Origin of the sequence: Bacillus sp. FSL R9-9492 (genome assembly GCF_038007365.1) — a bacterium.
Lineage (GTDB): Bacteria > Bacillota > Bacilli > Bacillales > Bacillaceae_G > Bacillus_A > Bacillus_A mycoides.
This window is the reverse complement of sequence record NZ_JBBOXC010000001.1, coordinates 2,921,481-2,944,708: the sequence shown is the minus strand read 5'-3', so window position 1 is coordinate 2,944,708 and position 23,228 is coordinate 2,921,481. Positions and strand designations below refer to the sequence as shown.

Sequence of the window (23,228 nt, the reverse complement as noted above, 5' to 3'; positions counted from 1 at the left end):
ATATATTCTTGGGCATTTTTATTTTTCAAAAAGATACATTTGGATAGAGAAAGTGGGGGATTAAGCTGGAAGATATACAAATTAAGCAGATTGAAGATTTGTTTAAATATGAGATTAATCACCTTATTCAAGAAAGTACAAAAGAGGGATTTAACTTCTTAATAAAACTAATAAATGAATATGAAAGTAAAAGAAATACATTTAGTAAAACGGGCGAATGTTTATATGGCATTTTTCGAGGTGATACGTTAATTGGAATCGGGGGATTAAATCAAGATCCGTATACGAAAGTTAATAAGATTGGCAGATTGAGGAGATTTTATATTTCAAAGGATTATCGGCGCATCGGATTAGGGAAGTTGTTATTAAAGAAACTATTAAGACATGCGGAAAAGTATTTTCACGTTGTTGTTCTACATTCGGATACAAAGCAAGGTGAGGAGTTTTATAGCGCAAATGGATTTGTAAAAATCGGAAATTATAAAGGTTCAAGTCACCTGATAAGATTGTAGAAAGGTTCTATACTCAAGTATGGAACCTTTCTTATGCAATTACATCTTAACATTCATTTGTTTCAATAAACCCTTCGGATCACCTTTTACATAATAAAAATGGGGATTATTCTCATCATCGTAAAGCATAATGTAAGGTTTTTCATTAAGTGGGAGAAGGATGAGTACTTCATCGATTGTTGTATGTAACCATTGATTTGTAATAGGAACAGGTTTTGATAACGGGATTTTTATCATATGACCATCTTTCGGAACGACATTTAAGTTTTTAAATGGACCAGTAATTGATTTTGCGTATTGAACTGCTTCTTTTTGAATGGCTGAATCTAAAGATTGTTTTTGGACCACCATTTCTTTTTTACAATCAAATACTTCAATTTGTTTATTTGTATTTGCGAATGCATTTGTTGATAATAAAAAGAAGAGAAGAGTAATGACTCCTATTTTTTTGAACATGAAACAACACCTCACACTTACTATACCCTCAAACGTTGTAAATATTTTTATGTCACATTGATGTAACAAAGAAGTTGTATGATAAAATTGATATTTGTTTATAAGTAATGGAGGAAATGTAATGAAAGTATTAATCGCGGATGATGAACAAGATATGCTGAAAATTTTAAAAGCATATTTTGAAAAAGAAGGCTTCGAAGTTTTATTAGCAAAAGATGGAGAGGAAGCACTTCAAATATTTTATGATGAGAAAATTGACTTAGCTATTTTAGACTGGATGATGCCGAAAAGTAGTGGTATTACTGTCTGTCAGGAAATGAAAAAGAATTCGAGTGTAAAAGTATTAATGCTTACTGCGAAAAGTGAAAGTGAAGATGAACTAGCAGCTCTTCAAAGCGGGGCAGATGAGTATGTGAAAAAACCATTTCACCCAGGAGTGCTAATTACGCGAGCGAAAAAGCTTGTACAGCATGAAGATGTTATTCAAGTTCAAGATTTAAAAATAGATTTCACCAAAAATAAAGTATATAAAAATGAGAAAGAATTAGACATTACAAAGACAGAATTACAATTAATAAAGTGCTTTTTAAATCACAAAGGCACGATTTTAACGAGGAAAAAGTTGTTAGATATCGTCTGGGGATTTGATTATTTTGGGGAAGAGCGAACGGTTGATACGCATGTAAGAAGATTACGTAAAAAAATAGGAGGAAATATTATAAAGACACATCGCGGTTTAGGATACAGTTTGGAGGAAGAGTGTGAATAAACTCGGTAAAAAGTTATTTTTCAGCATCTCTTTAACAGTCATCCTTATTTTTGCCATCTCTTTATTATTAATTAACTATTTTTTACCAAAATATAATGTGCACAAAACACGCGAAAGCTTAGAAGGCATTACAGCGCAAATCCAGTCAATACCGCGTAAAGAACTGGATGATGCTATAAATCATATTGAAAATGAAGGTAATGTTACGATTGCGTATACATCAATAAATAGTTCAGAAGATGCTATTAATGAAGAATTACGCATGCAACTTACAAAAAAGAGAGTTGCATTGAATAAACTTTGGATTACAAAAGAAGAAATTACGAAAGTGAAGTACCTCGGACAATCGAATAAAATATATGATCAAGAAAAGATAAAATCTAGTTTTTTTGCGAAATACATTGCGAAAGATGATATGTTGATTTTAGTAGGAGTTTCTATCGCACATTCCAATGAAGTAATTAAAACGCTTAACTCATTTTATATATACATTTTGGGATTCTCACTATTTCTTATTATCGTGCTCGTCTGGATTTTTTCAAAAACAATCACTACACCACTGAATGAATTGAGTGATGTCGCAGAAGATATTTCACGTCTGAAATTTAAACGGACGAAAGTTAAAACGAATGATGAAATAGGTGATTTAGCAAATAGTATAAACATTATGAGTGATAAATTACATGAAGCACATCAAGATTTAACAGATCGAAATGACCACTTAAAACGATTTATGGGCGATGTAACTCATGAATTAAAAACACCAATCGCATTAGTAAAAGCATATTCTATGGGAATAAAAGACGGTTTAGATGATGGCACATATGTTGATACAATCATTAAACAAACAGATCAAATTTCAAATTTAATTGAAGAGTTATTGCGATTTTCTAAACTAGAAAGAGATATTTTACAAAAAGAAGAATTCCCTATTGAACCACTAGTACAAAGTATAATAGATAAGCATAAGATTGAACTGGAGTCGAAAGAAATTAAGTTGCAAGTGAACTATAGTGTTGGTGACACGATTGTTTATGCTGATTTAAATAAAATGAGAATGGTCTTTCAAAATTTAATTTCTAATGCGATAAAATATACAACGAATCAAAATATAAAAATCACATTAGAAGAGAAAAATGGCATTGTGTATTTTCAAATTCAAAATGGTATTGCTGCTGAGGGAATTAAAGAGATAGATAAAATTTGGGAGCCTTTTTACGTATTAGAGTCTTCTCGCAGTAAAGAAAAATCAGGTACTGGATTAGGATTAGCGATTGTAAAAAGTATATTAGAAAGACATGGTTTTGAATACGGAGTTTCGGTAGAAGATGGAGAAATAAAATTTTATATGTATATAGAAAGGAACTAATTGTTATTAGTTCCTTTTCTATTATCTTGAAAGATTCGAATGTTTTACAAATTTCTCAACTTTCTACGAAATATAAACTGAATTTTCTGCATTTTTAATGTGTAGTAAAAGAAGGAATATATGGGGAGGGAAGGGCATGAGGAAAAAGAAATTAGCAATAACACTTTCAGCTATATTATCTTTAACAATTACTTCAGGAGTTTCTAGTATGACTGCACATGCAGAAAATGAAGGGAGCTCTGTAAAAGACAAAAATGTTATGTTAAATGGTCAAATTTCAGAGGATTTAATGTCAAATACGAAAATTGAATTAGAAAATGGGATGACGAAGCCAATCTATTCACTTGATGAAGCCATCGTAGAAAATCTATTTGTAGAGACAGAAGTTGATAGTGATCGTGATGGTAAAAAAGATCGTGTATCAGTAAAGGTTATGCGTCCAAAGACGAACCCAGATGTGAAAGTCCCCGTTATTTATGAAATGAGTCCATATCGATCTGGATTAAAAGATGTTCCTGTTTATAATGTTGATGAAGAATTGAATGCATATGGAGGAAAACCGTATGGAGCTGTTAATCTTGGTTCATACGGAAATTATTACGTTCCAAGAGGATATGCAGTCATTTTAGGTGAAAGTATCGGAACTGGGAAATCAGATGGATGTCCGACCACTGGAGATGAGCAAGAAATACTAGGGACGAAGTCTGTCATTGATTGGGTGAATGGGCGTGCAAAAGCATATACAGAGGATGGTAAGGAAGTAAATGCAAATTGGTCTACGGGCAATGTAGGGATGACAGGAGTTTCTTATAATGGTACATTACCAAATGCTGTCGCAACGACAGGAGTGGAAGGGTTAAAAACAATTATTCCAATCGCAGCGATTAGTAGTTGGTATGATTATTATCGTGCAAATGGTGCGGTCATTGCGCCAGGTGGGTATCAAGGGGAAGATACGGATAATATGGCAGAAGCAGTACTAACAAGGGAGAATCCTGAAGTTTGCGGACAAGTTATAAAAGAGCTAACTGCTGGACAAGACCGAAAAACTGGTGATTATAATGATTTTTGGGATAAACGTAACTATGTAAAAGACGTTAAAAATGTAAAAGCGAGCGTATTTGTCGTTCATGGTTTAAACGATTGGAACGTAAAGACGAAGCAGTTTTCTCAGTGGTGGGAAGCTCTTGGTAAAAATAATGTTCCGCGTAAAATGTGGTTGCATCAAGGTGGACACGGCGGAACATCAAGTAATAACTGGCAACAAACGCAAAATAAATGGTTCGATTATTGGTTATATGGAATTGAAAATGGAGTTATGGATGAACCGATGGTAGATGTACAACGTGAAAATAAGACGTGGCAAAAAATAAAAAATTGGCCAGATCCAGCGGCTGTACCGTCAAAAATCCGTATGTATTTAAGTAATAAAGCAGTCAATTTACCATTAAGTATGGGATCAGTAAACAATGTTTTCTCATTAGTAGATGATGCTAAAATAAAGTCAAATCAACTAGCAGAAAACCCTGAGTTAGAAATAGCGAATCGATTAGTATATACAATGCCTGTACTGCAAAAAGATATGCGAATAAGTGGTACGCCGAAGATTTCAATTAAAGGGAATATTGATCGGTCTGTATCAAATTTAACAGCATTACTCGTTGATTATGGCGGGGCGAAGCCTGAAATTGTAACGAGAGGTTGGATGGATCCACAAAATTTAAATAGTATAGAGAATTCAACAGCGATTCAACCTGGTAAAGATTATACATTTACATGGGACATGCAGCCAGATGATTACGTATTTAAAGCAGGACATCAAATTGGAGTCGTATTAATCTCAAGTGACTATGATTATACAATTAGACCGAAAGCAGGAACAAAGCTTACGGTGAAATTGAGTGAATTGACATTACCGATTGTGAAGTAAATGGTTTATGATGAAGAGCTTACTATAGTAAGCTCTTTTATTTATAATCAGAATTTTTGATTTTTACATTCCCAATCGGAAGGGAATATTATACAATGTAAATATATTACATGGAAAGTGAGTGATAAATTATGACAGTCAGCTCTTTCGAATTTTCATTGAAATTTGAGGTACGGAAAGATTAAGCAAATTAGAATCTTCCGTACACATAAAACGGAGGAGAAAATAAATGTTTAGTTTTTATAGTGCACTTTGTACGGAACTTTATGATTACACAAAACCTGTCGGTTATTCTTTAAATGGTGATATTGAGTATTACAAAGAACGTTTAAATAATTGTGAGGGAAGAATTCTCGAAGCAGCAGTAGGATCAGGGCGTGTCATTATTCCACTTCTTGAAGCTGATTTTAAAGTTGATGGGATAGATTATTCACCTGAAATGCTAGATTCTTGCCGTATGCGGTGTAAAGAGAGAGGCTTGCATCCTAATTTATATGAAGGAAGCTTACAACAATTTTCAATGCCACATAAATATGAAGCGATAATAATTCCTACTGGATCCTTTTGTTTAATTGAAAATCGTGATGATTCTATAAATGCTCTGAAATGTTTTTATCGACATCTTAATCTAGGCGGGCGTTTAATTGTAGATCTTGCGCTTCCATATGACTGGAAGACGGGTGAGATTCATACATCGACTTTTTCTCTACCAAGCGGGGACGGAATTACATTAGAAAATAAATCAATTGAAATAGATTGGCTTAACCAAGTAACTGTATCATATTTAAAATATGAAAAATGGAGTAAAGGAAAGTTAGTACAAACTGAACTACAACGTTTTGCAATGCGGTGGTATGGAATAGAAGAGTTTAGACTCCTTTTAGAAAGTATAGGTTTCACTGACATTACTTGCTCTGCTGACTATGTTTATGAAAAGCAACCGTCAAATGCAGAACAAATTATTACTTTTGAAGCTGTACGAAAGGAATAATATAGGAATTATTCATGAAAATAAGGCAATCGACACAACATCGACTGCCTTATTTTCAATTTTAGGATATGTTTTATTTCATTGTTTATAGAGAAAGATCGGAGGAAAATAAATGAAATTCATCTTAATATTTGGCCCGCAAGCAGTCGGGAAAATGACAGTCGGACAAGAATTAGCGAAACTAACAGATTTGAAAATTTTTCATAATCACATGACCATTGATTTAGTAAGTCCATTTTTTGATTATGGTACAAAGGAAGCAAAAAGATTAGTAAGTTTGTTTCGTAATGAAATATTTGAAGAAGTGTCTAAAAGTGATTTATACGGAATGATTTTTACATATGTATGGGCATTTGATCTTCAATCGGATTGGGATTACATAAACCATGTAGTAAGTATTTTTGAATCAAAAGGCGCAGCAGTATATTTTGTAGAGCTCGAGGCAGAATTAGACGAAAGATTAGAGCGAAATAAAAGTCCACATAGACTAGAGCATAAACCGAAAAAAAGAGACATTGAATGGTCTGAAAAAAATTTAAAAGAAACGATGAAAAAACATAGATTAAATTCATTTCATGATGAAATTGAAAAAGAAGAGTACATAAAAATTAATAATACTCATTTGAGTGCTAAAGAAGTAGCTGTAATGATTAAGGAAAAATTCCGATTGTAAAATACTTAAATGCTGTTACGTTTTCATTGTCCAAGCATTCTCCTACTAACTACATATACTATTTATATTAAGGACGGTCACTAATTTATTGAGAAACCGTCATTTATATATAAATGACAACTTTGGAAGGAGGTAAGAAAAATTTGGAAAATGAACAGCCAGGAAGAATTGAAAATCAAGTGTATTCTAATCGAGTCGTAAGATCAGAATTTGATAAGCATTGGGAAACTTGTATTTCAAAAAGTGGTTATGTAATCTATGTAGCGACAAGTGATCATGCTGAAGTAATAGTTTTACTTTCAGATGGTTCAAGTAAATTATTAATCTTCGAAAAAGGCGGTAAAGTAATAGTAGGCGGTGGTGGAACAAGCCATTATAGTAAACCGCATATTGCAAGAAACATTTAATGTAAAAATGATAATCGAGAAGACGCTGGTAACCTTATAGTATTTAATTTGTATATAGAGATGTTAATCGTAAAGCAAGTTTTTGTTTTAGATTCTGGCGTTTTTTGTAACAAAAATAAGATGAAAAAGATCTTTAACGTATAAAGGTCTTTTTTGTTTTATTCACAAATAAAATTAATGGAGGTGAGCTAATAATGAAAAATAGTGGAGTAACCTATGTTCTTTTGGGAATTCTCCTATTTGACCTTACATATATAACTTCCGTAATTTACGCGGGTTCATTAGAAATTTGGGATAGACCAAGCGGAAAATTCTTTACTGCATTTTATGAAATTTATGGTGCAGCTTTATTGATAATTTCAATTTGTTTTATTGTAGCGGGGATATACTGTATACATAAAAAAGTGTAATAAAATACGGTAATAATCATTTTTGCAAATATAAATAAGGTTTGTTGTATTAAATTATTAAAATAAAAAACGATCAATCTTTCATGTATATTACATGAAAGATTGATCGTTTTTATGTGTTGAGGGACTCTTTAGAATAATTGCAGTGTTTGGATTAATAGTTAAAAATGTAATTGTTTGTGTATGATTTAAATATCATTTCGTCAAATGAATGTCACATAAAAGTCTTATAGTGTATGTAGAAAGTGAAACATACACCAAGCAGGAGATGGAATGATGAAAAAATCGTTACAATATATATTCATATTACTTACGTTAGTTACTTTAAGTTATGTAATTTATACTAACTATGAAAAGCAGAAACAGATTAAAAATAATAAACAAGTAATTAGTGAAGTGGCAATGAGGTATGGTATTCCAGATTGGATACCATTATCAATTGCTGATCATGAAACAAAGTTTAATCGAAAAGCGATAGGGGACAACGGAACATCTTTCGGATTATTCCAATTACATCGTGGTGGTTTAGCACCAGTACAATTATCGGAAGAGAGCTTAATGGATTCACGAATAAATACAACAATAGCAATTTCAAGTATGGTCAAATCGTATGAACGTGGTGTGAAAAAAGGACTGCAGGATTGGGAGTTGCTTAAATATGTTGCTAATACATCAGGGTGGCCAGGAAACTTAGGGGGAGAATGGACAGATAATAATACGAAATATAATAAAGGGCTAGAACAATCATATCAATTATATAAAAAAGAGAAGTAGATATAAAAAGGCATTTTCAATTTGGGGAAATGTCTTTTTTATGTTATAGTATAAAAGTGTTTGGACGTTATGTTATTTCGATATATCTTCAAATTTGTTATGTAGTATTTTTATATTAAATAACTACTAAAATCATTTTTTTATATAAGGAGTAAGAAGTAGGGATATGAAAAATATAGATTTTATACTAGAAAGTGATGAATCATTAAAGCCGTCAGAACGATTAGTACTATTATTATTAGAGAAGCATAGAATGTTATATACGAACGATCTATTAGCTCTTTCAAATTTATCATATAAAACATTAACAGATTCACTAACAGCACTCGTTTTAAAGTCTTATGTTTTAAAGGATACAGGTAAGGGAAGAAGGCAGAATTGTTATAGATTAGTATGATAAGAGTACTGCTATAGATTCTCGCTATATATGTATTTTCAAATATAAGGATAAATTCCATTTTTATTTTCAAATGATAAAAAACTATTAATTTAAGTAAATAGCCGGTTTTGATATGTAAAGAGTTCATGGCTGCTAAATATATAATTTCATTTCATTTTTATTAATGTTTATTAGTTGTAAGTGAAAATGATATTTTTTTAAACAATTATAAAAATGAAATTCAAAAACAATCTACTCATTAGAGTCGGTTGTTTTTTTATTAGGATAGCGAATTATAAAAATAATATTATTATGTAAACTTAATTATTTAGAAAGGAACATGTGATTATTAATGGAATTTATTAAGGGGTACTTAATATTTGTATACATGGAGGTTCATTATGGAACAAATCATATCAATATCACAAGCAGTCATAAGCGGGGAAAAAGAAAAGGTAGTAGAAATCATTAATACGGATCCAAGTGTTGTTAACTCATTTAGTGAAGATGGATGGACACCGCTTCACTTAGCTGCTTATTTTGGACAGAAAGAAATTGCAAGTTTCCTTTTAGAACAGGGAGCAGAAATACATATTAGAGCAAAAAACGAAAATGAAAATACACCTCTTCAAGCAGCAATTGCGAATAAGCAAAGTGAGCTTGTAGCTTTCTTAATTGAAAAGGGATCAGATGTGAATGCTGTGCAAAGTGGTGGCTGGACAGGACTTCATGAAGCAGCGTTATTAGGAAATGAAGAAATCATTATATTACTTCTTGAAAATGGTGCTAATAAAATGATTAAGAAAAATGATGGGAAAACGGCATATGATATTGCTTTAGAAAAAGGGCATGAATCCCTATTACATCATTTGCAAGAGGAAGTGAGCTTATGATTAGCCACTGGAATGTAGGGATTTTTCTTTTTAATGAAGTGGAAGTGTTAGATTTTGCGGGTCCATTTGAAGTTTTTTCCGTTACAGCAACAAGTGAAGGTCAACCATTTACAGTTTATACTGTTAGTCAAGATGGAGAAATGATTACAGCGAGAAATGGATTAAAGGTACAACCGGACTATAGTATCGAAAACTTGCCTCCAGTTGATATTTTAATTATTCCTGGTGGGTTAGGTGTTAGAGAAAACGAAATGAAAAGTGAAATAATAACAAATTGGATCCGCGAGCAAATGAAAGAAGTAAAGTTAATGACTTCTGTTTGTACGGGTGCGCTTTTACTTGCGAAAGCTGGATTACTCGATGGCTTCAAAGCGACAACACATTGGGCAAGTATTGAAAGTTTTAGAAATGATTTTCCGAATGTGGAAGTATTAGAGAATGTAAAGTTTGTAGATGAGGGGCGTATTATTACGTCTGGTGGAATTTCAGCCGGAATTAATATGTCATTTCATATTGTGAAAAATTTGTTGGGTGCTGAGGTTGCTGAAGAAACAGCGAAGAGAATGGAATATGATATAGATTTAAAATATTAAAAGTAAAACAAGACGAGCAGTTGGATATTTCCAGCTGCTCGTCTTGTTTTATATTGACTGAATATGCGCTAATTCCTCATCTGTAAGAATCGGACGGATAGACGAGTCTGCATTTTCTTTCGCTTGTTTTTCTGTTTTTGCGCCAGGAATTGCGACCGATACCGCTGGATGAGTGAGGACATAACGAAGTGCAAGTTGCCCTAAGGTTTGATTTTCATTTGAGAGTAATCGTAGTTTCTCTACTTTTTGTAAATCTTCTTGAAACCACTTTTCTTTTGGCCATTCTTTGCGTAAATCTCCGTCAAGAAAAGTTGTTTTATTTGTAAATTTTCCAGTTAATATCCCCATTTTTAAAGGGCCGCGTATAACAGCTCCTAAATTGTTCTCCTGTAGGTAGGGCAGTATGTCGTTTTCTGGTTTTCGGTTTAATATGTTGTAATCAAGTTGCACAACATCAATTTCATTGTTTTTATTGAAGTGTTTTATATATTGTATGTCGTGAGTTGAAACACCAACAGCTCTTACTTTTCCGTCCCGTTTTAATATTTCAAATGCTCGTAAAAATGCTTCTGTTTCTTCTTGTTTATCCCACCAAATGTGACAGAAATAAACATCAATATAATCTGTTTCTAGGCGCAGTAAGCTAGTTTCAAATACTGCGATCACTTTTTCTGCAGTATTATAAACAGGCTCTCCACTTGGATCATAGTGATGCCCAATTAAACCGCCTTTCGTTGATAAAACGATATTATTACGGTGCTCTCTTATCGCTTGAGTTACTAACCTTTCACTATGTCCTAATCCGTATACATCAGCAGTATCAATAAAGTTTACGCCACATTCAATTGCTTTCTTCATAGCGGTTATAGATTGTTTGTCGTTAACAGGACCCCATTCATCGCCGCCAATCGCCCACGCTCCAAAGCCAATTTCAGAAACAGTAATTCCAGTTTTACCTAATGTACGGTAGTGCATCATTTTTCCTCCTTGTAAGCATGTTATAACATCGGTATGCAAAACTAGAATTTATATGTGTAAAAATGTTTTCTACAATTGGGGAAAAAGAATAACATAAAATACTATTTTATAGCAGCATAAATAAAAATTCTCATTTTAAATACAGAGATGTCGTCGAACGCTATCTCTAATTGGTTAATTTGTGAGATTTTTTTGTGAAGGAGGTTATTTTATAAGAATAGAATTTAAGTTAGTAAGAGATCGTGCCTATGGTAGTGAGAAAATATGGGTTAGGGGGATTTGAAAATGAGGAAACTCAAAAGAGTCAATGTTCCTAATATACCAGAGCAACTATCACAGCCTAACGACAAGCGAACTATAAATAAGAAGAAGTTAAGGCGTTTTATTTTCATGTTCATTTTTATTGCTGCGACTACTTTGTACGTTCAATATATTTTAACGAAACAACAAGAAGTAATTAATGGCAAAAAAAATACAATAACAAATCAAAAGAAACAATTAGTTTCTTTAAAGAAAGATCAAGGTTCTTTAAAGACTAACATTGAGAATTTAACCGATAATGAAGAAGAGATTTTAAAGTTTGCTAGAAAAGAGTATCAATTTTCTAAGTCAAACGAAACAATATTCGTATTGCCAAAGTGAAGTGGTGGAACAGTTAGCGATAGCTAACTGTTTTTTTATGTATGAGGGAAAAGTTGTTTGTAGTGTGAATGTCATGGTACAAGGAGCAATGACATATTGTAAAAATGAGAAGTTTGAGCCAATTTTAATTGTTTCAAGAGATTTTCATAATTATGGAATATATGTCAAGATAAATATTGTTAAAATTCTGTCAATTTTATATAATACAAGGTAAGCGGATACATTTTTTAATCAACGTTGAGTTAACAGCTTATACGTCTGTTAAGAAAACCGTTATCCTCGTATAAGAAAGGAAGATAGCTGTGTACGCTTCAAATACAATTTACGTCGTAGGGGATGCGAAAGCACCTCAAAATAATCCCATTACCGAAAAGTTCAAAAGTTATTTTGTAGCATTTGTACTTGAGAAGGATACAGGGGAAATTGTAGATGCAGATTGCTCAGCCACAATTGCATTAACATCTCAATTTGTTAAATATTTGTTTCTACATAAAAATATTAATGACCCAGCATTAGTAACAGAAATAAAAAATCGGTACTTCGGTTCGTCTCAAAAGGCGCTACTTGTAGCGCTAAAGGATGCACAGAAAAAATATAATCAGATCGCTGCTTTGTCTACCCATTCATAGACAAAATCCAGCCGTAAGAATCTTCTTATGGCTGGATTTTTTTGTTTCGCATTAACGGAAAAGCCACCCGGATATTAAAGTATCACTCTATAAACAATGAAAGGATGAACAAAATGAAAATTACCGATGTGAAGGTAAACCGCCGACATGTAAAGCTTCATACACCGTTTAAAACTGCGCTTCGCACTGTAACGGAAATCGAAAGTATAGATGTGTTTATTCATACAGATGAAGGGATTGTTGGAAAAGGAGCTGCTGCAGCAACACCGGTTATTACAGGTGATTTTGCCAACGGGATTGAGGAAGCAATATTAGGGCCAATTCGCTCCGTATTAGTTGATAAAGATGTGCTGCAATTTCAAACGTTATTGTTACACATTCAAATGAGCTGTATAGGAAATACAAGTGCGAAAGCGGCGGTAGATATGGCTTTATACGATGTATATTGTCGATTTCACAACATACCGTTATACGCATTACTGGGTGGGAAGAAAGAGATTCATACTGATATTACAGTAAGTGTGGATGAGCCTTTATTAATGGCAAAAGAAGCGAAAAAGCATATCGAAAAGGGATTCCAAACATTAAAAATTAAGGTGGGTAAAGAGGCACATTTAGATTTAGAACGCATAGAGGCAATTCGAAATGTAGTACCAAAGAATACGACGTTACGTTTAGATGCAAATCAAGGATGGAAACCGAAAGAAGCGGTTTCTATTATTAGAGAAATGGAGAATAGAAATTTAAATATAGAATTTGTAGAACAACCAGTTCATGCAAAAGATTGGGAAGGATTAAAGTACGTGAAGGACAATGTACAAACGCCTATTATGGCAGATGAAAGTATGTTTTCGGCAAGCGATGCATTAAAGATTGTCCAAGGAGGATATGCAGACCTACTTAATATTAAATTAATGAAATGCGGCGGCATACGAGAAGCATGGAAAATTGCAGATATTGCGGAAGTAGCAGGTGTGAAATGTATGGTTGGAAGTATGATGGAACCTTCACTTTCAGTTAGCGCTGTTGCCCATTTAGCTGCGGCACATCCGAATATTCATTACTTTGATCTTGATGCACCGTTATGGTTAGTAGAAGAGCCAGAACGGATGACTTACACTGGTCCAAAGGTAAACCTGCATTCTATAGTGAATATACAATCTTAGAAGTAGTACCTAGTAAACTATCTTATAAGGGGGATATATATGAAAAAAGTAGGAACTGCATTTTTAACAACTTTATTTATATTTTCATCGTTTACTTCTGTGAATGCTGAAGAGAAGAAGGATAGTAAAGCATTTATAGATGTATCTGCTGCAACGTTATGGACTGCACCAGATTCATTACGACCAATTGATGCACCGAGTGCGACAAATCCAGTTGATTTATGGAAGTGGACGAAATCAATGACGCTAGATGAGAAGCTTTGGTTAACGAGTGCAAATAAATTAGAAACGCAAGCGCTACTCGGTCAAGAAGTAACAGTAATTGATAAAAAAGGTGATTGGGTAAAAGTACTAGTGCACGGACAGCCAACGCCGCGAAATGAAGAAGGGTATCCAGGGTGGATGCCTGAAAAACAATTAACGTATAATCAGGAATTTGCAGATAAAACAAACGAAGCTTTTGTATTAGTAACGAAACCGACAGCAATTGTATATATTAACCCTTCTGAAAAACATAAATCGCTAGAAGTCAGTTATAATACGCGTTTACCGCTATTAAGTGAAGATACGATCTCATACCGCGTATTGTTGCCAAATGGTCAGAAGGCGTGGCTACGGAAAAATGATGGAACTGTTTACCATTCTCAAAATGATATTCCGACTCCAACCGCTGATGACTTAATAAACACCGGAAAAATGTTTTTAGGATTACCGTATATATGGGCTGGTACAAGTGGTTTTGGATTTGATTGCTCTGGATTTACACATACGATTTATAAATCACATGGCATTACAATACCGAGGGATTCTGGGCCACAATCAAAAGCAGGAATTGCGGTTGGTAAAGAAAACCTACAAAAGGGCGATTTAATATTCTTTGCACATAATCAAGGAAAAGGTAGTGTTCATCACGTTGCCATGTATATTGGTGATGGAAATATGATTCACTCTCCAAAGGCTGAAAGATCAGTAGAAATTATACCGCTAAATACACCAGGATATATAGAAGAATACGCTGGTGCTCGTCGTTACTTACCTTAAAAAAGATAGGGGGGCTTTATATGAAAAAGGTTGTTCGCTACTCATTAGTTAGTACTCTACTTGTATCTTCATTTTTAGTAGGCTGTGCTAAAGAAAAAACAGCTACAAAGCCGAAAGCTGAGAAGAAAGTATTACAACTACTAGAAACGGGTGAAATTCCATCATTAAATTCAGGGAAAGTAACAGATGCGGTATCATTTAACGTTTTGAATAACGTAATGGAAGGGTTATTCCGTTTATCGAAAAATGATGAAGTGATTCAAGCGGGAGCACAAAAATATGAAGTGAGTAAAGATGGTAAGACATATACATTCCACTTACGTGATGCGAAATGGTCTAACGGAGATCCAGTAACAGCTCATGATTACGTATATGCTTGGAAGCAACTTATAAATCCAGATACAGCCTCTCAATATGCATATATCGCGTACGATGTGAAAAATGCGGAGAAGATAAATAAGAAACAATTAGGCTTAGAAGAATTAGGTGTGAAAGCAAAGGATGATAAAACGTTCATTGTAGAGCTGGAACATCCTGTACCGTATTTTACGAAACTACTCATTTTACCATCTTTCTATCCAATTAATGAAAAATATGCGAAGGAGCAAGGTGATAAATACGGGTTAGAGGCAAATAAAGCGATATATAATGGGCCGTTTACATTATCAGAGTGGAAGCACGAAGCGAGCTTTACAATGAAGAAAAACGATAAATATTGGGATAAAAAAGAAGTGAAGTTAGATGAAGTAAACTATCAAATTGTTAAAGAAATTTCAACTGCGGTAAATTTATATGAGACAGATAAAGTTGATAGAGCTGTCATTTCAACAGAATTTGTAGATAAATATAAAAATAATAAAGAGTTGAAACAATATACAGATCCGGTTATGTATTTCTTCCGTTTCAATGAAAATGTGCCGATTCTTAAAAATAAAAATGCACGTCTTGCGCTAAGTACAGTGTTTGATAAAAAGGGCTTGGCGACATCATTTTTAAATGACGGATCAGTTGCTGCGAATTATTACGTACCAAAAGGATTCTTAAAAGGACCAGATAAGAAAGACTTTAGAAGTACGGCAGGCGAGTTTAATAAGACGGATGTAAAACAGGCAAAGGAATATTGGGAAAAGGCGAAGCAAGAGACAGGCACAAATGAAGTGACGTTAGAACTATTAAACTATGACTTAGAGAACTTTAAAAAAGTAGGAGAATATATTAAAGAACAGCTTGAGAAAAACTTACCGGGGCTAAAAGTAAATGTGAAATTACAACCACATACGCAAAAACTAGCGTTAGAGAAGAAAAAAGAATACGAAATGTCGTTATCACGTTGGTTACCTGATTATCCAGATCCAATGACATACTTAGAAGTTTTCCTTTCGGGAAGTACCGTAAATAATACAGGATATGCAAATCCAGAATACGACGCTTTAATTAAGAAGATTAAAACAGAGTTAGGTAATGATGAAAAAGCTCGTTGGAAAGCACTACAAGATGCGGAAAAAGTGCTCCTTGATGATGCGGTAATTGCACCAGTATTCCAGCGCGGTCTTTCTTACTTACAAAAACCATATGTGAAAGAATTATATGTACATCAATTCGGTCCAGCTACAAGTTTAAAATGGGCAGATGTACAAAAATAAAGTGATGGAGAAACAGACTTCACGTATGTGATAGTCTGTTTTTTCTTATAGCTTCAAATGAATTATAGACATTTTATAAGTTTTTTCATCGCTTAAAAATAAAATTATTACATAAATTAAAGTGTGAAATTTATGTAGAATCTTGTATAATTAACATGTTTCTTTGGAAGCATTTTCTTGCGCTATTTGTATAGGACTTAATAGAGCAAGGGAGGAAATACATACATGTATATAATAGATAAATAGAATGGAACATGTATAGAAAAAAGGAGAAAAATGATGACGTGTCATAAACAAGGGTTACAATTTATTCGTAATAGAAAGAGGAATAAACGATGAAGATGAAGCATGCTTTTGGTCCAATTATTTTAGCGTGTCTACTCTTTTTCATTGTATTGCTTATTCCATCTAAGAGTTTAGTGTCACTAATAAGCGATAAAAAAATAGAAGATGCAGCAACTTCCTTACAAAAAGAGAAATTACAAAGTGTTTTCTTGCAACAGAAAATGTTAGAGAATTCGCAGTATTTACCGATGTATGGTTCATCAGAGTTTTTACGAATGGATGCATATCATCCATCTAACTATTTTAAAGTAAATCCAGCAGGTTTTACTCCATTTTTAATAGGGACTGGTGGTACGCAAAGCTTGGCTCATATATTAAATATGACGTCTACAATGGATGAATTAGAAGGTAAAAAGGTAGTCTTTGTTCTTTCACCACAATGGTTTACAAAAACCGGTGTATCACAAGGGGATTTTACAAATAATTTCTCCAAACAACAAGCCTATCACTTTATTTTTAATGACGAAATAAAGCCTGAAATGAAGAAAAAAATTGCGAAACGTTTACTAGATTATAAAGTTGTTCGTAAGGATGCGATATTAAGTAGTTCGCTCGAAAGTATTGCATATAACGATACAAAACATAACATAAAAGCTGGACTAGCTAAACCGCTAGCGTATATGTACCGGAACATTTTAGATCATCGAGATTTATTTAACTCTCTATTTAAGATCGAACCGATGAAAGAGAAAACAAATATGGGACTACGTTCGCTTTCTTGGGAAGATGCACGTAAACATGCGGAACAAGAAGGTAAAGTAGGATCCACAACAAATACATTCGGAATTGAAAATCCATATTATTATAAACATAATTTAAAGAAAAAATTAAAAGGTTTAAAAAACTTTAGAGCAAATGAATCGTATGATGAATCACCAGAATATGATGACTTACAAATTGTTTTAGATCTTTTCAAAGAAAAAAATGTAAAACCACTCTTTATTTCTGTACCTGTAAACGGACCATGGTATGATTACGCTGGTTTCCCGAAAGAACGCCGTGATGTGTATTATAATAAGGTTCGCGATCAAGTCGAGAAAGCAGGATACCCAGTAGTCGATTTTTCTAGCCATGAATATGATAAGTATTTCTTAAAAGATACAATTCATTTAGGCTGGAAAGGATGGATCTATTTTGATGAAGCAGTGCAGAAATTTTACTCTGAAAAATAATGTATTAAAAAACAGGAATGGCGATAAAACCGTTCCTGTTTTTTTAATACAAAGGATTTTGATGTGGGCAATTTGGAAAGGCGTGTATATCTTGGATTTGTCTAAAGTCATAATGTTTCATGGCGAACTGAGCTTGGTAAAGGTATTCATAAACAAATAATTGATTATTTTGTACGCCACATAAAACGCCGGAAGTTCCTTGCCCATTAATAAGAGAAACACCAACAGGGCGTCCGATTAAGTATGGTACTTTTTGCTGCCAATGCATAGGGGGATTACTCCTTTTTGAGTTACTATACGTATTTTATGGCGGAATTGTTGCTTATCCATGTAAATCTTAGACTGGAGGGTTTTAATATAATAGCTAGAAGTTATTAATATGAATGAATAGTTAGTGTGGAAGAGGAAGGAATAAATTATGGAGAAGGAATGTATTCTAGAAGAAAAGTTAAGTTTAATAGAATGGTGTCAAACATTGAAGTGTATAACTAGTGATGTATGGTTTGAACCTTTTAGAGAAGGTTCATGGGGAATTGCGGATGTGATTTCACATTTAGTCGTTTGGGATGAGTTTTTAATGAAGTTTAGAATTCCATACTTTATAAGTGGACAATCAGTACCCAATGTTCCAACAGGTGTTGAGGAAATGAATGAGGGTGCAATAAAATATGCGAGATCCGGTATTTCAAAAGAAGAACTAATAGATCAGTTTATATCCACCCGTAAACAATTAGTTGATCAAATGAATCAAATTCCTGCCCAGAATTTTAAAGATGATTACCAATTCGGCACGAAAAGAGTGAGATTAAACAATTATTTTTCATCACTCATTCAACATGATTTAAAACATAAAGAAGAAATTATACAATTTATAAAAGATAATCAAATTAATAATAAAAACCGCTATAATTTTGATTGAATTAATAGCGGTTTTTATTTAGAAATTTAAGCGAGTTTTTTACGTTTTTTTGACCATTTTTTTATCATGAAATATAAAATAATAAGAACAACCCCGCCAACAGCGAACGATTTCACATATGGTCCAGCAACGTCATTTATATTACCCCAGTTTTCTCCAAGTTTTTCACCTAAATAAATGAAAATGATAGACCAAGGAATAATCGCAAGTCCTGTTAAAGTAATGAAACGTGAAATTGGCATTTTTGTAATCCCGGCAGGAATTGAAATCGCATGGCGAACAACAGGAATAAAACGTGCAGTGAAAATTACGCCAGTTCCGTAACGATTAAACCAATCTTCAGCAGCATCCATTTGTTTTTTATGTATGAAAATATACTTACCGTAACGTTCTAATACAGGGCGACCACCATATCGACCAATCCAGTAAACAAAGATTTGGGCAATAACACCACCAATTGTACCGAATATAACTGCGCCTACAAATGAGATACTACCATTGAATACTAAGTATCCCGCATAAGCAAGGACAATCTCACTTGGAATAATTTCAATCATAAGTCCAAGCATTATGCCCCAATAACCTAATCCCTCAAAAAATGTTAATACTGAATGAATAAAACTACTTAACATTGTTGCACCTTCTAGTTTTGAATTTTTGAATGTATATCCTTTTATTTAATAACATAAAAGGTTCACTATATGTAGATTATACCTTATTTACATATGGGATTGCTATTTCAAGTCTTTTATGTCTCTCATAAGTATTATAGTAAAGGATATAAGCCCAGTTTTCATGAAGAGATAATGAAAAGATTATTAAAAATTTCTCATAAAAAAATAGAAGCATTTCTGCTCCTATTTTTTACGGTTTCACTTCTAAATTTTGTAAAAATAAAGTTGCTGTTACGTAACGTTTCGCTAACATTTGTACATATGCGGTATGTACAGAAAGGGTGGCGATAATAATGGCGTTACGAATTGCTTCGCGTTGTTCGTTGTTAACCTGATCGAAATTGCTTGCAATTTTATCAGCTCTTTCTTTCACGATATTTTCAATTGTATGGATTGTGTCTGTTGCATTTAATTGTAAGCAATTCCCTTGATTGAGTTCTTCAAATAGAGAAGAGTATGCTCCGTACAAATGAACAGGATTGATTAAGTCATCACTTCGATCGGCTGGGTCATTTACGATAAGACGTAATAGCTTACGAATAGATTCAAAATCAAGCGCTGTTTTTAAATCTTCGACAATGAATAGTAATGCTGCTTGTTCGATTGAGTATTTTTTCCCTTTTTGAGGTGAGCCAATCATTTCTTTTATATCTCGTTTCACCCAGTTTTGCATAGCAGTTACAGAGAAACTCGTGTTTTCAATCTGATTGCCAAGCGCAACTATTTCATTTAAAGAAAAACCGACATCCGTATCGTCAATCTTAATCAATTTTTCAAAAATAGGTGAAAGTGCGGTTGTAATAAAAGCAGTAACGCTTTGTCCGCTTTCAATATCTTTTTTATGTGACTTTGCCCAAGCTTCTTGTAAAATGCCGAGAGGCTTCTTCGTATTCCATCCTCTTAGTGATAGAAGGAGCGTTGCCATTTCGTTTCGTGTGAGATGAAATGTTTCCATCTTTTCACCTCCAAAATTATAAAAAGTTCTTATGAACTTATAATATGTTTTGTTTCATTTAAAGTCAATTCCGTTTTGCTTAATTTTTCCTATGTCATGAAATTGTCTTAAGTAAATAATGCTTGCATATTTCGACAAAAGTTCATATAATAAGTTCATAAGAACCTTTAAAATGGTTTTAAAACAAATCTATCATTCTGAATTTACTAGAAAGGTAGATTTCACATATATCTATATAAAAGGAGAATGGATATAATATGTTGAAAAAACTTGTAGCAGTAATGACAGCATTCATGGTTATCTTTGGGGCTAGTAGCTTTATGTTCGTAGATCATGCGGCAGCGAAAAGTTACAAATCTGGTAAAAAATCATATACACCAAGTTCAGGTCAAAAGTCAAAAGTTGATTTAAACAAAAAAGATTCTAATGTGAATTCACAAAAAACGACAACTGATTCAAAAACAAAAGCAACAAACACAGCGCCAAAAAGTAATAAAGGTGGCTTTATGAAAGGCTTATTACTAGGTGGTCTTGGTGGTTTACTAATGGGTAGCTTATTTGCAAATATGGGAGCACTTGGTTCTGTATTAGCGTTTATGGTAAATATGTTAGTAATGGCTGGTATCGTAATGTTAGCAGTTCGTGCATTTAAATACTTCAAAGATCAACGTAAGAAAAAGGCAGATGAAGTAGCATGGAAACAATAAAAATTTCTGAACAAGAACTTATAAATGCGCTTTGCGTATATATCGCTGAAAAAAGACAAGTTGGTCCAGAAGAAGTTTCAGTTGAACTAATGTATGATGATGACTACGGTTTCTCTGCAGAAATAGAGGTAAATGGTCGCCAGCAAATTTTAATTCAAGCAAACTTAATCGAAGCACTACGCTTGTTGCTTGATCGAGAATACAACGTCAATTCATTTGCAGCAAGATTGCAACTTGAATTAGATGATGAAGAAGGCATCTACGCATTAGCGAAATTTAATAACTCGGACGAGTAGTGAAAAGAGCTGTTGAGAGTAATCTCAGCAGCTCTTTTTAGTATGTGCATATGTAGAAGAATAATCACGCCAAAGTTCATTCATCTTCCGTCTACCAACATCAATCATTGGATTAAATTGAATCGCTGCTTTTTGACGAACAGAGTGAACGTTTTGAATTGCTTGTTGTAATTGTTGGTCGACTACGTCAAGTTTCTCACTTGCATGTTTAGCGATAGATAGACCTGCAACTGTTCCTTGCACCATCGCGATTTTTCCGCTTTCAATTCCAGTAATATTTCCAGCTACAAATAAACCTGGAAGAGGGGTTTCCATTTCTTCTGAATGAAGTGGAACATGTCCGCCTAATTCTGGAATGTAATGGAAAGGGCATCCTGCTACAGCGGCAAGCTCAGCAAGCGGATATAAACCTCCGGCTATACAAACGAAGTCAGCCTCATATATCTTTTCTGATCCATTAATAATATTTCCCTTAGAATCAATGTTAGCAACACGAACACCTTCAACTTGTTCCGCTCCGATAATCTCAAGTGCAGCTTTACGAAGATGAAGCGGCGTCCCGTTTATTTTCATGCCGCTATTTGGATAAAATGTTAATCCAGCTTTTCGAATCCAATCATATTTCATAAAACGGCTACCTATACGTAGGAAGGGAGATGGGGCGAGGTGAGCCGCATTTAAGAGTGAGTTTAAAACTTCTTCTGGTTCACCGGCCTTTTGGCTTAATTCGCTTTTTTCAGGGAGTACAATATGATCCACTGTGATTCCAGCTAATTGCAATTCGTTTAAAATGGCGAATGACAAAATATTAGCACCGATAATGATTCCTTTTTTACCAACTTGAACGCGGTGAACATTTGTCATAACTTGAGCTGCTCCAATTGACATAACTCCTGGAAGTGTCCATCCAGGAAGGGGAATGGAATACTCAGCAGCCCCAGTAGCAATTAGTACGAACGGTGCTTCTAGCGTCCCGATATTTGTATGCACGAACCAAGACCTCTCATCTTCATCTAAGTTATATACGGAAACACCGCACCGAATATCGACTGAAAGGGATTTTGCTTCTTCATGAAGGCGCTTTGATTCTTCTATTCCGTTCCACCATTCCCCAGTAGGCTCTTGATGCAACTGACCTAACAATCTCCCGCCCGGCTTCATAAATTCATCAATAACAAGTACGTTAAGTCCAAAATGGGCACAAGAGATAGACGCTGATAATCCTGCTGGTCCTGCGCCAATAATAATTACATCGATCATCGCTTTTTCACCATCTCTCTCACGATATTCGGATGCTGTTTTCCACTTTCAACAACCATATTGTCTTCTACAACTGTTAAGCATGCTCGTACGTTCGATTGATTATTTACTGTCACGCGGCATTCTGAACAATGCCCGATATTACAATAAATACCTCGTGGTGTCCCGCTATCTTCATGGACCCTTAAAGTTCGTATTCCGTTTGCTAGCAAGGCAGCAGCTATCGTTTCGTGTTCATAAGCTTCGTATTGTTGACCGTTAAATTGAAAAGTGATGCGTTCACTATTATTTAAACTACCTAAAATAGGGTGATCTGTAATTCTACTCATTTATTTTCACCTACCGCTCCAAAAGTAACCGCACGTATTGGTGGTTGATATTTTAAAGGTATTTCATTAGGAGTTATGTCAGGGTTTGTATTTTCAACCATTCGATCTATCATCATTCTACATGTGCGGCCACCGCAAAACCCCATGCCAGCACGTGTTCTTAGTTTTAGCTCACGAGCTGAGCAATTATATTCAGCAATTGTCGATTGAAGTTGTCCGTATGTAACTTCTTCACAACGACAAACAATTAAGTTCTCTTTATTCGTCATATGTATTCCTCCTCTAGTTCGGTTTACATAAATTATTATGCAAAAAC

30 protein-coding genes are annotated in these 23,228 nt (G+C 34.0%); 22 read left to right on the top strand and 8 right to left on the bottom strand.

Annotated elements, in window-relative coordinates:
• The first annotated feature begins 98 nt into the window (after positions 1–98).
• The gene (locus MKY70_RS15035; RefSeq protein WP_002012933.1) at positions 99–512 is read left to right on the top strand and encodes a GNAT family N-acetyltransferase; all 414 of its coding nucleotides are present in this window, start codon (positions 99–101) and stop codon (positions 510–512) included.
• A 39-nt stretch (positions 513–551) separates the two neighbouring features.
• Here the strand turns inward: MKY70_RS15035 and MKY70_RS15030 are convergent, their stop codons facing one another.
• The gene (locus tag MKY70_RS15030) at positions 552–968 is read right to left on the bottom strand and encodes a hypothetical protein (RefSeq protein ID WP_060749962.1); all 417 of its coding nucleotides are present in this window, start codon (positions 966–968) and stop codon (positions 552–554) included.
• Positions 969–1,089: 121 nt separating this feature from the next.
• Between MKY70_RS15030 and MKY70_RS15025 the strand changes: the two genes are divergently transcribed.
• The 11 genes from MKY70_RS15025 to MKY70_RS14975 all read left to right on the top strand — a co-directional run bounded on the left by MKY70_RS15025 (position 1,090) and on the right by MKY70_RS14975 (position 10,156).
• Positions 1,090–1,737 carry a response regulator transcription factor gene (locus MKY70_RS15025; RefSeq protein WP_341024929.1) on the top strand — a complete coding sequence of 216 codons (648 nt, stop codon included), beginning with the start codon at positions 1,090–1,092 and terminating at the stop codon, positions 1,735–1,737.
• Positions 1,730–3,106 carry a sensor histidine kinase gene (locus MKY70_RS15020; protein ID WP_341024926.1) on the top strand — a complete coding sequence of 459 codons (1,377 nt, stop codon included), beginning with the start codon at positions 1,730–1,732 and terminating at the stop codon, positions 3,104–3,106. The genes MKY70_RS15025 and MKY70_RS15020 overlap by 8 nt, the downstream gene beginning before the upstream one ends.
• Positions 3,107–3,242: 136 nt before the next feature.
• Positions 3,243–5,036, top strand: coding sequence for a Xaa-Pro dipeptidyl-peptidase (locus tag MKY70_RS15015; protein WP_341024923.1), 1,794 nt, complete (start codon positions 3,243–3,245; stop codon positions 5,034–5,036).
• A gap of 229 nt (positions 5,037–5,265) precedes the next feature.
• Complete coding sequence (locus MKY70_RS15010; RefSeq protein ID WP_341024920.1) at positions 5,266–6,027, top strand: class I SAM-dependent methyltransferase; 762 nt, start codon at positions 5,266–5,268, stop codon at positions 6,025–6,027.
• 112 nt (positions 6,028–6,139) lie between these two features.
• Positions 6,140–6,700 (top strand): AAA family ATPase, encoded by a 561-nt coding sequence (locus tag MKY70_RS15005; RefSeq protein ID WP_341024917.1) that lies wholly within the window; start codon positions 6,140–6,142, stop codon positions 6,698–6,700.
• A 143-nt stretch (positions 6,701–6,843) separates the two neighbouring features.
• On the top strand, positions 6,844–7,107 hold the full coding sequence (locus MKY70_RS15000) for a hypothetical protein (RefSeq protein WP_002136786.1): 264 nt from the start codon (positions 6,844–6,846) through the stop codon (positions 7,105–7,107).
• 194 nt (positions 7,108–7,301) lie between these two features.
• A complete protein-coding gene (locus tag MKY70_RS14995) occupies positions 7,302–7,517 on the top strand; it encodes a hypothetical protein (protein WP_341024913.1) in 216 nt (71 codons plus the stop codon).
• 273 nt (positions 7,518–7,790) lie between these two features.
• Positions 7,791–8,291: an invasion protein gene (locus MKY70_RS14990; protein WP_341024910.1), complete on the top strand. Its 501-nt coding sequence runs from the start codon at positions 7,791–7,793 to the stop codon at positions 8,289–8,291.
• Between the two features lie 166 nt (positions 8,292–8,457).
• A complete protein-coding gene (locus MKY70_RS14985) occupies positions 8,458–8,688 on the top strand; it encodes a hypothetical protein (protein WP_002136784.1) in 231 nt (76 codons plus the stop codon).
• Between the two features lie 383 nt (positions 8,689–9,071).
• On the top strand, positions 9,072–9,563 hold the full coding sequence (locus MKY70_RS14980) for an ankyrin repeat domain-containing protein (RefSeq protein WP_060751350.1): 492 nt from the start codon (positions 9,072–9,074) through the stop codon (positions 9,561–9,563).
• Positions 9,560–10,156 carry a DJ-1/PfpI family protein gene (locus MKY70_RS14975; RefSeq protein ID WP_341024906.1) on the top strand — a complete coding sequence of 199 codons (597 nt, stop codon included), beginning with the start codon at positions 9,560–9,562 and terminating at the stop codon, positions 10,154–10,156. The genes MKY70_RS14980 and MKY70_RS14975 overlap by 4 nt, the downstream gene beginning before the upstream one ends.
• A gap of 48 nt (positions 10,157–10,204) precedes the next feature.
• On the opposite strand, the gene MKY70_RS14970 is transcribed toward MKY70_RS14975, so the two are convergent.
• Complete coding sequence (locus MKY70_RS14970) at positions 10,205–11,131, bottom strand: aldo/keto reductase (RefSeq protein WP_002127781.1); 927 nt, start codon at positions 11,129–11,131, stop codon at positions 10,205–10,207.
• A gap of 288 nt (positions 11,132–11,419) precedes the next feature.
• On the opposite strand from MKY70_RS14970, the gene MKY70_RS14965 reads away from it, so the two are divergent.
• The 7 genes from MKY70_RS14965 to dltD all read left to right on the top strand — a co-directional run bounded on the left by MKY70_RS14965 (position 11,420) and on the right by dltD (position 17,772).
• On the top strand, positions 11,420–11,776 hold the full coding sequence (locus MKY70_RS14965) for an FtsB family cell division protein (protein WP_002085024.1): 357 nt from the start codon (positions 11,420–11,422) through the stop codon (positions 11,774–11,776).
• Entirely contained in the window at positions 11,715–11,990 is a 276-nt protein-coding gene (locus MKY70_RS14960) for a hypothetical protein (RefSeq protein WP_341024903.1), read from the top strand. Before MKY70_RS14965 ends, MKY70_RS14960 begins: the two co-directional genes overlap by 62 nt.
• 88 nt (positions 11,991–12,078) lie before the next feature.
• Entirely contained in the window at positions 12,079–12,405 is a 327-nt protein-coding gene (locus MKY70_RS14955; RefSeq protein WP_002012954.1) for a DUF3870 domain-containing protein, read from the top strand.
• A gap of 104 nt (positions 12,406–12,509) precedes the next feature.
• Positions 12,510–13,571 (top strand): dipeptide epimerase, encoded by a 1,062-nt coding sequence (locus tag MKY70_RS14950; protein ID WP_341074528.1) that lies wholly within the window; start codon positions 12,510–12,512, stop codon positions 13,569–13,571.
• 39 nt (positions 13,572–13,610) lie between these two features.
• Positions 13,611–14,612 (top strand): C40 family peptidase, encoded by a 1,002-nt coding sequence (locus MKY70_RS14945; protein ID WP_088293036.1) that lies wholly within the window; start codon positions 13,611–13,613, stop codon positions 14,610–14,612.
• Between the two features lie 20 nt (positions 14,613–14,632).
• The gene (locus MKY70_RS14940; RefSeq protein ID WP_002142109.1) at positions 14,633–16,255 is read left to right on the top strand and encodes a peptide ABC transporter substrate-binding protein; all 1,623 of its coding nucleotides are present in this window, start codon (positions 14,633–14,635) and stop codon (positions 16,253–16,255) included.
• 335 nt (positions 16,256–16,590) lie between these two features.
• Positions 16,591–17,772, top strand: coding sequence for a D-alanyl-lipoteichoic acid biosynthesis protein DltD (gene dltD / locus MKY70_RS14935; protein ID WP_131247515.1), 1,182 nt, complete (start codon positions 16,591–16,593; stop codon positions 17,770–17,772).
• Positions 17,773–17,815: 43 nt separating this feature from the next.
• Here dltD and MKY70_RS14930 read toward each other — a convergent pair whose 3' ends face one another.
• Positions 17,816–18,040, bottom strand: coding sequence for a hypothetical protein (locus tag MKY70_RS14930; protein ID WP_002032598.1), 225 nt, complete (start codon positions 18,038–18,040; stop codon positions 17,816–17,818).
• 150 nt (positions 18,041–18,190) lie between these two features.
• Between MKY70_RS14930 and MKY70_RS14925 the strand changes: the two genes are divergently transcribed.
• Entirely contained in the window at positions 18,191–18,691 is a 501-nt protein-coding gene (locus MKY70_RS14925) for a DinB family protein (protein ID WP_131247514.1), read from the top strand.
• A 26-nt stretch (positions 18,692–18,717) separates the two neighbouring features.
• On the opposite strand, the gene MKY70_RS14920 is transcribed toward MKY70_RS14925, so the two are convergent.
• Together MKY70_RS14920 and MKY70_RS14915 are read right to left on the bottom strand one after the other, a co-directional pair.
• Positions 18,718–19,323, bottom strand: coding sequence for a DedA family protein (locus MKY70_RS14920; RefSeq protein ID WP_113734868.1), 606 nt, complete (start codon positions 19,321–19,323; stop codon positions 18,718–18,720).
• A 232-nt stretch (positions 19,324–19,555) separates the two neighbouring features.
• The gene (locus tag MKY70_RS14915) at positions 19,556–20,320 is read right to left on the bottom strand and encodes a DUF1836 domain-containing protein (RefSeq protein WP_016127125.1); all 765 of its coding nucleotides are present in this window, start codon (positions 20,318–20,320) and stop codon (positions 19,556–19,558) included.
• Between the two features lie 257 nt (positions 20,321–20,577).
• Here MKY70_RS14915 and MKY70_RS14910 point away from each other — a divergent pair, with 257 nt between their 5' ends.
• Positions 20,578–21,027, top strand: coding sequence for a hypothetical protein (locus MKY70_RS14910; RefSeq protein WP_002032604.1), 450 nt, complete (start codon positions 20,578–20,580; stop codon positions 21,025–21,027).
• A complete protein-coding gene (locus MKY70_RS14905) occupies positions 21,015–21,323 on the top strand; it encodes a YxcD family protein (RefSeq protein WP_088033532.1) in 309 nt (102 codons plus the stop codon). Before MKY70_RS14910 ends, MKY70_RS14905 begins: the two co-directional genes overlap by 13 nt.
• A gap of 24 nt (positions 21,324–21,347) precedes the next feature.
• Here MKY70_RS14905 and MKY70_RS14900 read toward each other — a convergent pair whose 3' ends face one another.
• Genes MKY70_RS14900 through MKY70_RS14890 form a run of 3 tightly spaced genes read right to left on the bottom strand, consistent with a single transcriptional unit; the run spans position 21,348 to position 23,181 of the window.
• Complete coding sequence (locus MKY70_RS14900) at positions 21,348–22,583, bottom strand: NAD(P)/FAD-dependent oxidoreductase (protein WP_113769319.1); 1,236 nt, start codon at positions 22,581–22,583, stop codon at positions 21,348–21,350.
• A complete protein-coding gene (locus tag MKY70_RS14895) occupies positions 22,580–22,912 on the bottom strand; it encodes a (2Fe-2S)-binding protein (protein ID WP_113769320.1) in 333 nt (110 codons plus the stop codon). The genes MKY70_RS14900 and MKY70_RS14895 overlap by 4 nt, the downstream gene beginning before the upstream one ends.
• Positions 22,909–23,181 carry a (2Fe-2S)-binding protein gene (locus tag MKY70_RS14890; protein WP_113769321.1) on the bottom strand — a complete coding sequence of 91 codons (273 nt, stop codon included), beginning with the start codon at positions 23,179–23,181 and terminating at the stop codon, positions 22,909–22,911. The genes MKY70_RS14895 and MKY70_RS14890 overlap by 4 nt, the downstream gene beginning before the upstream one ends.
• Positions 23,182–23,228 lie beyond the last annotated feature (47 nt).

What these genes read in the sequence shown, in the direction of transcription:
- MKY70_RS14920 (WP_113734868.1), bottom strand. Translation starts at nt 19,323, where the DNA reads ATGTTAAGTAGTTTTATTCATTCAGTATTAACATTTTTTGAGGGATTA.
- MKY70_RS14930 (WP_002032598.1), bottom strand. Translation starts at nt 18,040, where the DNA reads ATGCATTGGCAGCAAAAAGTACCATACTTAATCGGACGCCCTGTTGGT.
- MKY70_RS14985 (WP_002136784.1), top strand. Translation starts at nt 8,458, where the DNA reads ATGAAAAATATAGATTTTATACTAGAAAGTGATGAATCATTAAAGCCG.
- MKY70_RS14965 (WP_002085024.1), top strand. Translation starts at nt 11,420, where the DNA reads ATGAGGAAACTCAAAAGAGTCAATGTTCCTAATATACCAGAGCAACTA.
- MKY70_RS15015 (WP_341024923.1), top strand. Translation starts at nt 3,243, where the DNA reads ATGAGGAAAAAGAAATTAGCAATAACACTTTCAGCTATATTATCTTTA.
- MKY70_RS14945 (WP_088293036.1), top strand. Translation starts at nt 13,611, where the DNA reads ATGAAAAAAGTAGGAACTGCATTTTTAACAACTTTATTTATATTTTCA.
- MKY70_RS14900 (WP_113769319.1), bottom strand. Translation starts at nt 22,583, where the DNA reads ATGATCGATGTAATTATTATTGGCGCAGGACCAGCAGGATTATCAGCG.
- MKY70_RS15010 (WP_341024920.1), top strand. Translation starts at nt 5,266, where the DNA reads ATGTTTAGTTTTTATAGTGCACTTTGTACGGAACTTTATGATTACACA.
- MKY70_RS14890 (WP_113769321.1), bottom strand. Translation starts at nt 23,181, where the DNA reads ATGACGAATAAAGAGAACTTAATTGTTTGTCGTTGTGAAGAAGTTACA.
- MKY70_RS14975 (WP_341024906.1), top strand. Translation starts at nt 9,560, where the DNA reads ATGATTAGCCACTGGAATGTAGGGATTTTTCTTTTTAATGAAGTGGAA.
- MKY70_RS14950 (WP_341074528.1), top strand. Translation starts at nt 12,510, where the DNA reads ATGAACAAAATGAAAATTACCGATGTGAAGGTAAACCGCCGACATGTA.
- MKY70_RS14940 (WP_002142109.1), top strand. Translation starts at nt 14,633, where the DNA reads ATGAAAAAGGTTGTTCGCTACTCATTAGTTAGTACTCTACTTGTATCT.
- MKY70_RS14895 (WP_113769320.1), bottom strand. Translation starts at nt 22,912, where the DNA reads ATGAGTAGAATTACAGATCACCCTATTTTAGGTAGTTTAAATAATAGT.
- MKY70_RS14990 (WP_341024910.1), top strand. Translation starts at nt 7,791, where the DNA reads ATGATGAAAAAATCGTTACAATATATATTCATATTACTTACGTTAGTT.
- MKY70_RS14980 (WP_060751350.1), top strand. Translation starts at nt 9,072, where the DNA reads ATGGAACAAATCATATCAATATCACAAGCAGTCATAAGCGGGGAAAAA.
- dltD (WP_131247515.1), top strand. Translation starts at nt 16,591, where the DNA reads ATGAAGATGAAGCATGCTTTTGGTCCAATTATTTTAGCGTGTCTACTC.
- MKY70_RS15030 (WP_060749962.1), bottom strand. Translation starts at nt 968, where the DNA reads ATGTTCAAAAAAATAGGAGTCATTACTCTTCTCTTCTTTTTATTATCA.
- MKY70_RS14910 (WP_002032604.1), top strand. Translation starts at nt 20,578, where the DNA reads ATGTTGAAAAAACTTGTAGCAGTAATGACAGCATTCATGGTTATCTTT.
- MKY70_RS14970 (WP_002127781.1), bottom strand. Translation starts at nt 11,131, where the DNA reads ATGCACTACCGTACATTAGGTAAAACTGGAATTACTGTTTCTGAAATT.
- MKY70_RS15025 (WP_341024929.1), top strand. Translation starts at nt 1,090, where the DNA reads ATGAAAGTATTAATCGCGGATGATGAACAAGATATGCTGAAAATTTTA.
- MKY70_RS15005 (WP_341024917.1), top strand. Translation starts at nt 6,140, where the DNA reads ATGAAATTCATCTTAATATTTGGCCCGCAAGCAGTCGGGAAAATGACA.
- MKY70_RS14905 (WP_088033532.1), top strand. Translation starts at nt 21,015, where the DNA reads ATGGAAACAATAAAAATTTCTGAACAAGAACTTATAAATGCGCTTTGC.
- MKY70_RS14995 (WP_341024913.1), top strand. Translation starts at nt 7,302, where the DNA reads ATGAAAAATAGTGGAGTAACCTATGTTCTTTTGGGAATTCTCCTATTT.
- MKY70_RS14915 (WP_016127125.1), bottom strand. Translation starts at nt 20,320, where the DNA reads ATGGAAACATTTCATCTCACACGAAACGAAATGGCAACGCTCCTTCTA.
- MKY70_RS14925 (WP_131247514.1), top strand. Translation starts at nt 18,191, where the DNA reads ATGGAGAAGGAATGTATTCTAGAAGAAAAGTTAAGTTTAATAGAATGG.